Here is a 12,940-nt window from a genome sequence, read left to right on the forward strand (position 1 = left end):
GTGGGTGCCCGATTGTTTTTGTTGTCTGGTTGTGAGGCTTGAAAGGGCCGTCGATCAGGCCGGTATCGGGTGCAGGTCGCAATTGCGTCCGGCCTTGGCCAGTTGACCCGGCACGTCATGCCCCAACAGTGCTGGCAGACCGCGTGACAACTTGAGCAGCAGAGGCAGGTCGATGCCGGTGGGGATGCCGACTTCGTCGCACAGGTTCACCAGGTCTTCGCTGCAGATGTTGCCCGAAGCGCCCGGCGCAAACGGGCAGCCGCCCAGTCCACCGAGGGCGGCATCGAAGCGCCTGGCACCGCCCTCGTAAGCGGCCAGCACGTTGCACAGGCCCAGGCCGCGGGTGTTGTGGAAGTGCAGGGTCAAGTCCGCGGCGGCCACCCGTTGCAGCACCCGCCGCACCAGGCGATCGACCTGGCGCGGGTTGGCCATGCCAGTGGTGTCCGCCAGGGTGATGCCGGTGATGCCGAGTTCCTGATAGGCGTCGACGATGTGCAGCACACGGTCCTCATCGATTTTGCCTTCGAAGGGGCAGCCGAACGTGGTGGCGATGCTGCCGTTGAGGCGCACCGGGGTGCTACCTGCGAACTGGACGATTTCGCCGAACGCTGCCAACGAGTCTTCGCAGCGCATGCGCATGTTCGCCAGGTTGTGCGTCTGGCTCGCGGACATCACCAGGTTCAGTTCATCGGCGCCTGCTGCCAGCGCCCGTTGTGCCCCCTTGAGGTTAGGGATCAGGGCGACGTAGATCACCCCCGGTTGCCGGGCAATGCCGGTGAACACCGCTTCGCCATCCCGCAAGGCCGGGATGGCCTTGGGCGACACGAATGAACCCGCTTCGATGCGACTGAAACCGGCCAGCGACAGCTGATCGATCAACGCGATCTTGTCGGCGGTTTCCACCCAGGTCGGTTCGATCTGCAAGCCGTCGCGGGGCGAGACTTCCTGGACGACCAGGGTTTGCGAAAAGTCAGTGATCATTGCACCACCCCTTGGGTTTTCAAGCGTTCGATGTCCAGTTCGGACAGGCCCAGGCCGGCCAGAATCCCGTCGGTGTGCTGGCCCAGGCTCGGCCCGGACCAGTAAACGCCACCCGGGGTTTCGGAGAGTTTGGGCACGATGCCCGGCATTTTCACCTGCAGGCCACCGGGCAGGTCGGCGTTGAGCAGCATGTCCCGCGCCCGATAGTGCGGGTCGGCCACGATGTCGGCCACCGAATAAATGCGCCCGGCCGGCACCTCGGCCGCTTCCAGGGCCGCCAGCACGTCGTCGATCGGCAGGCTGCTGGTCCAATGGGTAATGGCGGCGTCCAGCATGTTGCTGCGGGCGGCGCGTCCGTCGTTATGGGCGAACTCCGGCGCGTCGGCAAGATCGCGACGACCGATCACTTCCATCAGGCGCTTGTAGATCGGATCGCTGTTGCCGGCGATCACCACATAGGCGCCGTCGGCGGTCAGGTAGGTGTTGGATGGCGCGATGCCCGGCAAGGCCCCACCGCTGCGCTCGCGCACATGGCCAAGCATGTCGTATTCCGGCACCAGGCTTTCCATGACATTGAACACGCTTTCGGCCAGCGATACATCGACCACTTGCCCGCCGCCCTGCCCGGTCTTGACCCGCAACAGCGACATCAGGGCGCCGATCACAGCGTGCAACGATGCCAGCGAATCGCCGAGGCTGACGCCCACTCGTGCTGGTGGCGAACCCGGCGTACCGGTGGTGTAGCGAATGCCGCCCATGGCCTCACCGATGGCGCCAAACCCCGGACGGTCACGGTAAGGGCCCGTCTGGCCATAACCGGAGATGCGCACCAGGGTCAGATTGGGGTTGAGGGCATGCAGGACGTCCCAGCCCAGGCCGAGCTTTTCGAGGGCTCCCGGGCGCAGGTTTTCGATCAGCACGTCGGCGCTGCTCGCCAGTTGCTTGACCAGGTCGATGCCTTCACTGGATTTGAGGTTCAGTGCCAGGGATTTCTTGTTGCGCGATTGCAGGTACCACCACAACGAAGTGCCCTGGTGCAGCTTGCGCCATTTACGCAACGGATCACCTTGACCCATGGCTTCGATCTTGATCACCTCGGCGCCGAATTCGGCGAGCATGCGCGCGGCAAACGGCGCGGCAATCAGGGTGCCGATTTCGATCACTTTGATTGCACTTAAAGGGGCAGTCATCGCGGGGTACCTCTTGTTCTTGGAATTGGCTCCAAGGCTAGAGGACGGTGGCGCCGGGAATCCAACCTTCAGTTGGCAAGGGGCGTTCGTGAAATGCGAACGCTCTGGAGGATTGTTCCGGCCTCAGGGCCTCATCGCGAGCAAGTCGAAGGGGCCGGGAAATCCAACCCAAAAATCAGGCCTGCCCCCGCAAATGCTCAAACAACAATCGACTCACCGGCGACAACCTCGCCTCATCGCGCACGACCAGGATCAACGCCCGGTGCGACCAATCATCAGTCAACGGCACGGCATGCAGGCCAAGCGCCCGGCCGAACAATTCGTAGGCTTTCTGCGGCATGATCCCCAGGCCCATGTTCGCCTGGACCATGCGACACATCGCGTCGAAACCCGGCACATGAATACGCAGGCGCAGCACTTTGCCGGCGTGGCGCGCGGCGGCGTGGGTACGCATGTTGATGGAGCTGGCGGAGTGCAGGCCGACGTAATCGCTGTCCAGCGTATCGGCGAATGCCACGCGGGTGCGATGGGCCAACGGATGATTCGGCAGCATCAACACCACCAACTGGTCCTCTCGATACAACACACTGTGCAGGCCCTTGACGTCGCTGTCGCTGGAACAGATGCCCAGGTCCGCCACGCCATCCAGCACGCCCTGGATCACCCCGCTGCTGGGACGTTCTTCAAGGTCAGTCTTGACCTGGGAATGACGTTCGGAAAAGTCGCGCAGGTCCTCCGGTAAAAACTGGATGATCGCCGACAGGTTGGCGAGCATCCGGACATAACCGCGAACGCCGTGGCTGTGCTCACCCAGTTCCAGGCCCATTTTCTCGACGTTGAACAACATCTGCCGGGCATGATGCAACAGCGTCTCCCCGGCCGGGGTGAGCGTCATGCCTTTGGCCTGGCGCACGAACAGACTGATGCCAAACGCCTCCTCCAATTCCATCAGCCGCTTGCTCGCCGCCGACACCGCGATGGCTTCACGAGCTGCAGCACGGGTGAGCGTGCCTTCTTCGTGGACGGCGACAAACAACTGGAGAGTGATCAGGTCGAGGCGGCGGATCAGGCTTTTTTGCAGCATCGGGGACTCGGCGATTTCGGCTCGGGCGAGGACGCAGCATAGCGTCCTTTGCACCCGAACCGTGCGCGGGTCAAAACGCGCTGAGGAAAATTTCCTCGATCTGCCGTTGATCCGCCGCCCGTGGGTTGGTCAGACCGCAGGCGTCTTTCAGGGCGTTGCTGGCCAGGGTCGGGATGTCGTTGAGACGCGCACCGAGGGCACGCAGGCCGGCAGGAATCTCGACGTCCTTCGCCAGACTGCGGATGGCTGCGAGGGCGGCCTGGGCACCTTCTTCCGGGGTGACGCCACGAATGTCGGCGCTCATTGCGTGGGCGACATCGGTCAGGCGGTCGGCGCAGACCATCGCATTGAAGCTTTGCACATGGGGCAGCAGCACGGCGTTGCACACGCCATGGGGCAAGTCGTAGAAACCGCCCAGTTGGTGAGCCATGGCGTGCACGTAACCCAAGGACGCGTTGTTGAACGCCATGCCCGCCAGGAACTGGGCGTACGCCATGTTCTCCCGTGCGCCGATGTCGCTGCCGTCGCGCACGGCCAGGCGCAGGTTGTTGCTGATCAGGGTGATGGCCTTCAACGCGCAGGCGTCGGTGATCGGCGTCGCCGCCGTGGACACGTAGGCCTCGATGGCGTGGGTGAGCGCGTCCATGCCGGTGGCGGCCGTCAGGCTCTTGGGCATGGCAATCATCAGCGCCGGGTCATTGACCGACAGCAGCGGCGTGACGTTGCGGTCGACGATGGCCATTTTCACGTGGCGGGACTCGTCGGTGATGATGCAGAAACGGGTCATCTCGCTGGCGGTGCCGGCGGTGGTGTTGATGGCGATCAACGGCAATTGTGGTTTGGTCGACTGATCCACGCCTTCGTAATCGCGGATCTGCCCACCATTGGTCGCGCACAGGGCGATGCCTTTGGCGCAGTCGTGGGGCGAACCGCCACCCAGGGACACCACGAAATCACAACGGCTTTCCTTGAGCAGACCCAAGCCGCTTTCAACGTTGGCGATGCTTGGGTTGGGTTTGGCGCCATCGAAAACAACCGAGTCGATATCGCGCAGCGCCAGCTTCTCGGCGATCATTGCTGCCACCCCAGCTTTGGCCAGCCCGGCATCAGTGACAATCAGCGCCTTGCGGTAGCCGTAATTGCGGATGGCGTCCATTGCTTCGTCGAGGCAACCGTTACCCATGATATTCACGGCGGGGATGAAAAAGGTGCTGCTCATGAACGAGTCTCCAGGTCTGGGCCGTTTCGCCTGTTCGATTCGGCGGTAACCTGAAGAATCCGCCGATTGGCCAATGATTGACTTGATCTGGCTCAAGGACCGGTCGTGATAAAGTCGCCACCCATCTGACCTTTGGCTTTTGAAACGAGCACCGCAATGACCGATTTCCAGGATGTCGATGCCCAACTAGAAGACTGGAACGCCCTGCGCGCCAGCACCTCCATCAGCGGCCTGCTGCTGGGCAACGGCGCCAGCCGCGCGGTATGGGACGACTTCGGCTACGACTCACTGTTCGAGAATGCTCGCACTGTCGAGGAAAAGCCTCTGAGCGCCTCCGAACTGAGCGTATTCGACGCGCTGCAGACCCGCAGCTTCGAGCAGGTACTGGGCGCGCTGAAAACCACCAGCCGGGTGAACAAAGCCCTGGCTGTCAGCTCCGCCGCGCCGCGCAATCGCTATTACGCGATCAAGGAAGCGCTGATCAACAGCGTCCACGCGGTGCACATCCCATGGCGGCTGGTGGAGCCGGCCACGCTGGCGACGATCAACGAGGAGCTGAGCCGCTACTCGTCAGTGTTCACCACCAATTACGACCTGCTGACCCACTGGGCGATCCAGCATCAGCCGGACACCCTCACCGATCTGTTCCAGGGCACGGAGCCGGGCTTCGACCTGAGCGCCACCGCCACCGATAAAACCCGTGTGCTGTACCTGCACGGTGGCCTCCACCTGGTGCGCAACCAGGACGGCACCGCGCGCAGGATGACCTCGACCGAAGGCACGCTACTGGGCAGCTTCGCGATCAACAATACGATCAAGACGCTGGACGATGTGCCGCTCTTCGTCAACGAAGGGACGAGCGCGGACAAGCTCAAGACGATTCGCAGCTCGGACTACCTGTCGTTCTGCCTTGACCAGCTGATGAAGCAAGACGCAGGCCTGTGCATTTTCGGGCACGGGCTGAATGAGCAGGATCAGCATCTCATCGATGCGCTGCGCCACGCGAAACCGGCGTTGGTGGCGATTTCGATCTATCCCCGCAGCCAGGCGTTCATCCAGCACCAGAAGCGCCATTACGCCAAGGTGTTCGAAGGAACGGGGTCAGCGCTGCGGTTCTTCGATTCCAAGACCCATGCGCTGGGTCATCCGAAGCTGGCGGTGCCGGTGGAGGTTTAATCTCGATCAACTGTGAAACCGGGCTTGTCTCCGGGCAGCGTTTCAAAGAAGGCAAACGGTCAGTTGGCATCTTCATTGACTGATACACCGCTTTCGCGAGCAAGCCCGCTCCCACAGAGAGATGCGAACACTCAACCACTTGTGGGAGCGGGCTTGAACTGGTCAAGTAATCTTGGACACTGATTACGGTTCACGCCGCCAATCTTTCCTTCACGACCGGCGACCTGTAGTCGTTATAGCTGTGAGGCCTGCTGATGTTGTAGCGCGAGACATAGCGCTGCACATCTGCCCGGGCCTCATGCTCCAGTTTGTAGCCCGTTTCAGGCACCCACTCGGACTTCAAACTACCAAAGAAACGCTCCATCGGGGCATTGTCCCAGCACTCGCCTTTACGGCTCATACTTTGCCTGAACCGATGTTTCACAAGCGCATTTCGGAATTTATGGCTGGTGTACTGGCAACCTTGATCAGAATGAAACAACACATCCTGGGGATGGCCGCGCAGCTCAACCGCCATGCGTAGCGCTTCGCAGGTCAGGTTGGCATCAGAAATCATCGAAAACGACCACCCTACGATCCTGCGAGCGTACAGATCCAAAACGGCGGCGAAGTACATCCACCGCTTGCCGACCTTGATGTATGTCACGTCGCCACACCACACCTGATTAACCGCCGTCACATCAAATTTTCGCTTGAGCACGTGCGGCGCCACCAAGGCCTCCACACCCGGCGACTTGTACTTATGGCGCCGGCGCTGACGACTAGCGATGCCAGCTTCGCGCATCAAACTGCGAGCCATATAACGCCCGATACGATGCCCTTTGGCTTGTAGCTCCTTGGACAAAGTACGTGCGCCGGCCGACTCTCTGGACGCCTTGTGGTGCCTGACCAACGCGGCTTTGAGCTTGTCCCGTTCAGGATTTGCTCTGCCTTGGCGCTGGCGCCAGGCGTAAAAGCTACTGCGGTTGCCCCCAAACGCCCGGCAACACTTTTTAACGCCGTACTGCTCGCCCAGCTCATCGATCAGCGTGAATGATCTTTGGCGTCCAAAAGCAGGAGAGCACTGGCCTTTTTTAGGATTTCGATATCCAGGTCTTTCTCTCTGAGCAGAGCTTTGAGTCTCTGGATTTCTCGTTGATCAGCGGTAATCGCCTTGGCCCCCACCGGAGTCGAGCCCAAGCGCTCTTTTTGCACTTGATCAACCCAACGGCGCAGGGCTGTGGGGCCGATATCCAGGCTGGCACAGACTTCGGTAACCGGCTGACCTTCATCCAACACCATGCTGGCAGCCTTGAGCTTGAACTCACTCGAATAGGATTTACGCATATCCAAACACCTCAGATTTGGGCGCTATCATAGCGCCCGATTGAAGTGTCCAAAATCATTAGGCCAGTTCAGCTTGCTCGCGATGGGGTCGACTCGATTTCGGCTATTTGCCCCCAGACCGCACCACCGCCAACTCAGGCACCGGCACTCGCCGCTGGCTCAGGTAGCGCGTGCAACTGACCCGCAGGAACGATGCAAAATTCACCACTTCGCCGCGATAGTCCATCACCTCTTCATACAGCTTGGTGATCAACTGGTTGGTGGTCATGCCGTCGACCTCGGCGATTTCGCTGAGGATGTCCCAGAACTGATTCTCCAGGCGCAGCGTGGTCACCACGCCGCAGATGCGCAACGAGCGCGAGCGTGATTCGTAGAGAATCGGGTCAGCCTTGACGTACAGCTCGCACATGGAGAAGCCCTCGTTACAGCGTGATTTTGGTGCCCAGCAACCGGAGGAAACCGGCGAGCCAGTTCGGATGCGCCGGCCAGGCAGGCGCCGTGGCCAGATTGCCTTGAACGTGGCCATCCGTCACCGCGATGTCGATGAACGTGCCGCCCGCCAAACGCACTTCTGGAGCGCAGGCCGGGTACGCACTGCATTCGCGACCTTCGAGAATCCCCGCCGCCGCGAGCAACTGGGCGCCATGGCACACCGCCGCGATCGGTTTGCCGGCCTTGTCGAAGGCGCGTACCAGCTCCAGGACCTTTTCGTTCAACCGCAGGTATTCCGGCGCACGACCGCCTGGGATCACCAGCGCATCGTAGTCAGCCTCGGCCACCTTGGCGAAATCGAAGTTCAGTGCAAACAGGTGGCCAGGCTTTTCGCTGTAGGTCTGGTCGCCCTCAAAGTCATGGATCGCCGTGCGCACAGTCTGGCCAGCGGTTTTGTCGGGGCAGACGGCATGCACCGTGTGGCCGACCATCAACAACGCCTGGAACGGCACCATCACTTCATAGTCTTCGACGTAATCGCCGACCAGCATCAGGATTTTCTTGGCAGCCATGGGGAGAACTCCTCTGGGGGGAATGCTTGGGAGTATTGAAGGTAGTCGTTATCCAGCGGGGTGGGTAATAGCCTGTTACTACCCTGGACCGCGTTATCGTTCATCGCGAGCAAGCCCGCTCCCACAGCAGAATGCATTCCAAAATGTAGGAGCGGGCTTGCCCGCGATGGCGTCCTCAAACTGTACGGATAACTCTGTCCCTAGCTGTAACAGGGTAAACCCCCAGGTTTATGGCTAGATGGAGACCTTACCTGCCACCCCCGAACCCTGGTCCTTCATCATGTCCTCGCGCGAAAACACCGGCATGGCCCTCGGCCTGCTCGGCGTCATCATCTTCAGCCTCACCCTGCCCTTCACCCGGGTCGTGGTGCAGGAACTGCATCCACTGCTGAACGGCCTCGGTCGTGCATTGTTCGCGGCGGTGCCGGCGGCGGTGCTGTTGCTGTGGCGCCGGGAGAAGTGGCCGACGTGGCAACAGGTCAAAGGCCTGAGTCTGGTGATCGCCGGGGTGATCCTGGGTTTCCCGGTACTCTCGGCCTGGGCCATGCAAACCCTGCCGGCCTCCCATGGGGCCCTGGTGAACGGCCTGCAACCGCTGTGCGTGGCGCTGTACGCCGCATGGCTGTCTCATGAACGCCCATCGAAAGCCTTCTGGGCCTGCGCTGCGCTGGGCAGTGCGTTGGTACTGGGTTACGCGTTGATCAGTGGCGCAGGCAGCATTCAAGCCGGTGATTTGCTGATGATCGGAGCCATTGGCCTGGGTGGGCTGGGTTACGCCGAAGGTGGCCGATTAGCCCGGGAGATGGGCGGTTGGCAGGTGATCTGCTGGGCGCTGGTGCTGTCGACACCCCTGCTGATCGGACCCGTGCTGTACCTGGCGCTGCAACATCAGGGCGAAGTCTCGGCGAAAACCTGGTGGGCGTTCGGGTACGTTTCGCTGTTCTCGCAGTTCATCGGTTTTTTTGCCTGGTACGCCGGGTTGGCGATGGGCGGCATTGCCCGGGTCAGTCAGATCCAACTGCTGCAGATCTTCTTCACCATCGCGTTTTCGGCACTGTTTTTTGGCGAACACGTCGAGCCGATCACTTGGGTGTTTGCGGTGGGGGTGATCATCACAGTGATGCTGGGGCGCAGGACGGCGGTGAAGCCCACCCCCGTCGCCACTACCTGACCCGCTCCCCTGTAGGAGCGAGCATGCTCGCGATGGTGGCACAGACACCGCTGGGTGTCAGACAGCCAACGTCATCGTTGACGACCATCGCGACGGTTCGACGCCTCGACATGCTCGCTCCTACAGGTCATCAGGGTTTCAAATACCCATCCGCCCGCAACAACGTCTCCAGGCAATGCTCGCTGATGTGATAGAAATCCTTCAATTCCTGAATCTTCACCAACAACTGCGCCGGGTCGACCGGCTCCGGGCGTTTGACCGCCAGGATCATCTTGTTCTTGTTGGTGTGCTCCAGTGAGATGAATTCGAACACCTTGGTCTCGTAGCCGCAGGCTTCGAGGAACAACGCACGCAGGCTGTCGGTGACCATTTCGGCTTGCTGGCCCAGGTGCAGGCCGAATTGCAGCATCGGCTTGAGCAGCACCGGGCTCTGGATTTGCAGGCGGATCTGCTTGTGGCAGCACGGCGAGCACATGATGATCGACGCGCCGGAGCGAATGCCGGTGTGGATCGCATAATCGGTGGCGATGTCGCAGGCGTGCAGGGCGATCATCACCTCCAGCTCGCTCGGCGCCACACTGCGCACGTCACCGCACTTGAACACCAGACCGGGATGCTCCAGCTTTGCGGCAGCGGCGTTGCACAGGGTGACCATGTCTTCACGCAGCTCGACGCCGGTCACTTCGCCCTGGGCGTTGAGGGTGTTGCGCAGGTAGTCGTGGATCGCGAACGTCAGGTAGCCCTTGCCCGAGCCGAAATCGGCCACCCGCACCGGCTGATCCAGCGCCAGCGGGGACGACGTCAGCGCATGACTGAACACTTCGATGAATTTGTTGATCTGCTTCCACTTGCGCGACATCGCCGGGATCAGCTCGTGCTTGCTGTTCGTCACGCCCAGGTCGGCGAGAAACGGCCGGGTCAGGTCCAGAAAGCGATTTTTTTCACGGTTGTGACCGGTAGACGGCACTTCACGCAATTGCTGAGGTTTGCTCTTGAACAGTGAAGACTTGCCCTTTTTACTGTATTCGAGCTGTGCTTCGTCGGTCAGTGACAATAAATGTGCATTTTTGAACGAAGCCGGCAACAGCTCGGCAATGCTCGCCACACCTTCGGCCAACGGCAGGTTCTTGGTGATATCTCGCGTCTTGTAGCGGTAGACGAAGGACAGGCAGGGCTGATCCTTGACCGTCAGTTGCTTGATGATCACCCGTTGCAGGTCGGTTTCGCTGCCGACGTGCTTGGCCAGCACCAGTTTAATAAAGGCGTTGGCGTCGAGGCTGCCTTGCAGCAGGTCGATGAACTGGGCGTGATGGTCCGGCGCGAGGCTGGCGGGTGTGGCGGTAACAGACATGAAAAAAACGGCCTCGGTCGCGGAGAATCGGGAATGGAGGGCATTTTAGGGGGGATGGCGGCGCAGGACACGCAGTTATTTACGAATGGCCTGTCGAATTTGGCTTCACCTGTGGGAGCGGCGGTGCGACGATTCGACTTGCCCGCGATTGCAATCTGACCTTCAACAATGTTGGTGACTGTCCTACCGCTATCGCGGGCAAGCCCGCTCCCACAGGGATTGGATCCTTTATAAAATCCGGTTCAGCCCAGCACCACCAAACGATTCGGCAACTCATTGCGCACATGGGTAACCGGCACATGCACCTTGAGCAACTCGCCGCACGCCTCGACGCAGGTGACGAAGCCCTGCAAAGTCTGCCCCTGTTTCACCTGCTGGGTGAACGCTGCGACGATGGATTCCCAATGCTGGTTGTCCAGCCGACTGGAAATTCCTTCATCCACCAGGATCTCCACATAACGCTCAGCCTCGCAGACGAAAATGAGCATGCCGGTGCTGCCCACCGTGTGGTGCAGGTTCTGCGCCAGGAACTGCCGGCGCGCCAGGTTCGAGGCGCGCCAATGGCGGACCTTGCGGGGCACAAGGTGGGTGGTGATCTTCGGCAGGCGCAACAGCAGGCATAACACAATGAAGGTGCCCCATTGCACCAGCAGCAGACTGTGCATCGTCAGCCAGCCGGTCAGGTAATGCACGACACCCGGCACCACCAGTGCCAACAGGCTGGCCCACAGCAACGGGATGTACGCGTAGTCATCGGCGCGGGCTGCCAGCACCGTCACCAGTTCGGCGTCGGTGTCGCGCTCGACCCGGGCAATCGCCTCGGCGACTTTGCGTTGTTCGTGTTCAGTCAGTAATGCCATGTCTAGAAGTGCTCATCATTTATTGTTATCACCAGCCGCCCGACGAACCGCCGCCTCCGAAACTGCCTCCGCCGCCGCTGAAGCCCCCGCCTCCACCGCCACCAAAACCACCACCGCCGAAACCACCCCCTGAGCCACCCGAGCCACCCCGGCCGGCCGGCAGGATGCCGAGCATCTGCAAGACAAAGAGGGTCAGGATGAACAGCATCACCAGAAACACGAAGATCCCTGGATGACGGGCAACGAAGTCGTCCTGCCCGCTGTTCGACTCGTAGATCGTCGACGGCTCATCCAGCGGGCTGCCGCCCAGCACCACGAGCATGGCGGCGACCCCGTCGCTGATGCCCTTGCTGAAATTGCCGGCCTTGAACGCCGGGGTAATCACCTGATTGATGATCACCGAACTCTGCGCATCGGTCAGGCGATCTTCCAGGCCATAACCCACTTCGATGCGCAACTTGCGGTCATCCCGAGCAACGATCAGAAGCGCACCGTTGTTCTTGTCCTTCTGGCCGATACCCCAATGGCGCCCCAACTGATAACCGAAATCGGCGATCTCGGCGCCCTGCAGGCTGGGGATTGTCACCACCACCAACTGCTCGCCCGTGGCGCTTTCGTGGGCCGCAAGCTGTTGCGTCAACTGCTCGCGCACCGACGGCTCGATCATCTGGGCGTTGTCCACCACCCGTCCGGTCAAAGCCGGAAAACTCAACTCGGCCCGGGCCGTCAGGGCCAACACCCACAACAACAGCACCAGGCCCACTTTCAACACGCGCATTGGCAACCTCATAAGAGCAGCGGCAAGCTTCAAGCTGCGAGCGACAAGTCAAAGCGGGCTGAGTCGTCAGCGCTGCTTGTGTGGCTACTTCCTAGAATTTCACCTGCGGCGCTTTGTCCGCATCTGGAGTAGTGGCTTCGAACGTTTCACGGATCGGCAAATCGCTGTACATCACGGTGTGCCACAGGCGCCCCGGGAAGGTACGGATTTCGGTGTTGTACTTCTGCACTGCCAGGATGAAATCACGGCGGGCCACGGCAATCCGATTTTCGGTGCCTTCAAGTTGCGATTGCAGCGCCAGGAAATTCTGGTTGGCCTTGAGATCAGGATAACGTTCGGACACCACCATCAAACGACTCAGGGCGCCGGTCAACTGGTCCTGAGCCTGTTGGAACTGCTTGAGGCGTTCAGGATTGTCCAGGGTGCTGGCATCCACCTGAATGGAGGTGGCCTTGGCCCGGGCCTCGATCACCGCCGTCAGCGTTTCCTCTTCGTGCTTGGCATAGCCCTTGACCGTTTCCACCAAATTTGGAATCAGGTCGGCACGGCGCTGATACTGGTTCTGCACCTGGCCCCAGGCGGCCTTGGCCTGTTCGTCGAGGGTGGGGATGTTGTTGATGCCGCAGCCGGCCAGTAGGCTGGCCAGCCAGATCAGGGCGGCGACGCGCAGGCTCGCTCGGGTGGTTCGTTGAACATTCATTTGATTTGACGCTCCGTTGTATCGTCCATTGAAAAATCAACCAGCGACCTTCTGACCGACTCTTCGGGCATAATCTCCCGCCACACTGGAATGCATCGAG

14 protein-coding genes are annotated in these 12,940 nt (G+C 60.8%); 2 read left to right on the plus strand and 12 right to left on the minus strand.

Going from position 1 to position 12,940, the window contains the following annotated elements; translation table 11 throughout:
- Nucleotides 1–54: 54 nt before the first annotated feature.
- From AB4O36_RS19780 to yiaY, 4 genes are all read right to left on the minus strand, one after another.
- On the minus strand, nt 55–981 hold the full coding sequence (locus tag AB4O36_RS19780; protein WP_460140072.1) for a hydroxymethylglutaryl-CoA lyase: 927 nt from the start codon (nt 979–981) through the stop codon (nt 55–57).
- Nucleotides 978–2,171 (minus strand): CaiB/BaiF CoA transferase family protein, encoded by a 1,194-nt coding sequence (locus tag AB4O36_RS19785; protein ID WP_460140073.1) that lies wholly within the window; start codon nt 2,169–2,171, stop codon nt 978–980. Before AB4O36_RS19785 ends, AB4O36_RS19780 begins: the two co-directional genes overlap by 4 nt.
- 175 nt (nt 2,172–2,346) lie before the next feature.
- Nucleotides 2,347–3,255, minus strand: a complete 909-nt coding sequence (locus tag AB4O36_RS19790; RefSeq protein ID WP_460140074.1) for a LysR family transcriptional regulator — start codon at nt 3,253–3,255, stop codon at nt 2,347–2,349.
- Nucleotides 3,256–3,325: 70 nt separating this feature from the next.
- The gene (yiaY, locus tag AB4O36_RS19795) at nt 3,326–4,474 is read right to left on the minus strand and encodes an L-threonine dehydrogenase (RefSeq protein ID WP_460117346.1); all 1,149 of its coding nucleotides are present in this window, start codon (nt 4,472–4,474) and stop codon (nt 3,326–3,328) included.
- A 156-nt stretch (nt 4,475–4,630) separates the two neighbouring features.
- Between yiaY and AB4O36_RS19800 the strand changes: the two genes are divergently transcribed.
- Entirely contained in the window at nt 4,631–5,650 is a 1,020-nt protein-coding gene (locus AB4O36_RS19800) for a DUF4917 family protein (protein WP_460140075.1), read from the plus strand.
- Between the two features lie 190 nt (nt 5,651–5,840).
- On the opposite strand, the gene AB4O36_RS19805 is transcribed toward AB4O36_RS19800, so the two are convergent.
- From AB4O36_RS19805 to AB4O36_RS19820, 4 genes are all read right to left on the minus strand, one after another.
- The gene (locus AB4O36_RS19805) at nt 5,841–6,677 is read right to left on the minus strand and encodes an IS3 family transposase (RefSeq protein WP_460142121.1); all 837 of its coding nucleotides are present in this window, start codon (nt 6,675–6,677) and stop codon (nt 5,841–5,843) included.
- Nucleotides 6,674–6,976 carry a transposase gene (locus AB4O36_RS19810; protein ID WP_014717988.1) on the minus strand — a complete coding sequence of 101 codons (303 nt, stop codon included), beginning with the start codon at nt 6,974–6,976 and terminating at the stop codon, nt 6,674–6,676. Before AB4O36_RS19810 ends, AB4O36_RS19805 begins: the two co-directional genes overlap by 4 nt.
- A 103-nt stretch (nt 6,977–7,079) precedes the next feature.
- Nucleotides 7,080–7,385 carry a ribbon-helix-helix domain-containing protein gene (locus tag AB4O36_RS19815; protein ID WP_460140076.1) on the minus strand — a complete coding sequence of 102 codons (306 nt, stop codon included), beginning with the start codon at nt 7,383–7,385 and terminating at the stop codon, nt 7,080–7,082.
- A 13-nt stretch (nt 7,386–7,398) separates the two neighbouring features.
- Nucleotides 7,399–7,980 carry a DJ-1/PfpI family protein gene (locus tag AB4O36_RS19820; RefSeq protein ID WP_460117349.1) on the minus strand — a complete coding sequence of 194 codons (582 nt, stop codon included), beginning with the start codon at nt 7,978–7,980 and terminating at the stop codon, nt 7,399–7,401.
- A gap of 280 nt (nt 7,981–8,260) precedes the next feature.
- On the opposite strand from AB4O36_RS19820, the gene AB4O36_RS19825 reads away from it, so the two are divergent.
- Nucleotides 8,261–9,151: a DMT family transporter gene (locus AB4O36_RS19825; protein ID WP_460142162.1), complete on the plus strand. Its 891-nt coding sequence runs from the start codon at nt 8,261–8,263 to the stop codon at nt 9,149–9,151.
- Nucleotides 9,152–9,281: 130 nt separating this feature from the next.
- Here the strand turns inward: AB4O36_RS19825 and AB4O36_RS19830 are convergent, their stop codons facing one another.
- The 4 genes from AB4O36_RS19830 to AB4O36_RS19845 all read right to left on the minus strand — a co-directional run bounded on the left by AB4O36_RS19830 (nt 9,282) and on the right by AB4O36_RS19845 (nt 12,840).
- Complete coding sequence (locus AB4O36_RS19830) at nt 9,282–10,502, minus strand: class I SAM-dependent methyltransferase (RefSeq protein WP_460140077.1); 1,221 nt, start codon at nt 10,500–10,502, stop codon at nt 9,282–9,284.
- 242 nt (nt 10,503–10,744) lie between these two features.
- On the minus strand, nt 10,745–11,362 hold the full coding sequence (locus AB4O36_RS19835; RefSeq protein WP_460117351.1) for a TPM domain-containing protein: 618 nt from the start codon (nt 11,360–11,362) through the stop codon (nt 10,745–10,747).
- A 28-nt stretch (nt 11,363–11,390) separates the two neighbouring features.
- Entirely contained in the window at nt 11,391–12,140 is a 750-nt protein-coding gene (locus tag AB4O36_RS19840) for a TPM domain-containing protein (RefSeq protein WP_460117352.1), read from the minus strand.
- Nucleotides 12,141–12,231: 91 nt separating this feature from the next.
- A complete protein-coding gene (locus AB4O36_RS19845; RefSeq protein WP_460140078.1) occupies nt 12,232–12,840 on the minus strand; it encodes a LemA family protein in 609 nt (202 codons plus the stop codon).
- Nucleotides 12,841–12,940 lie beyond the last annotated feature (100 nt).

Source organism: Pseudomonas sp. S2_E01 (assembly GCF_054668365.1).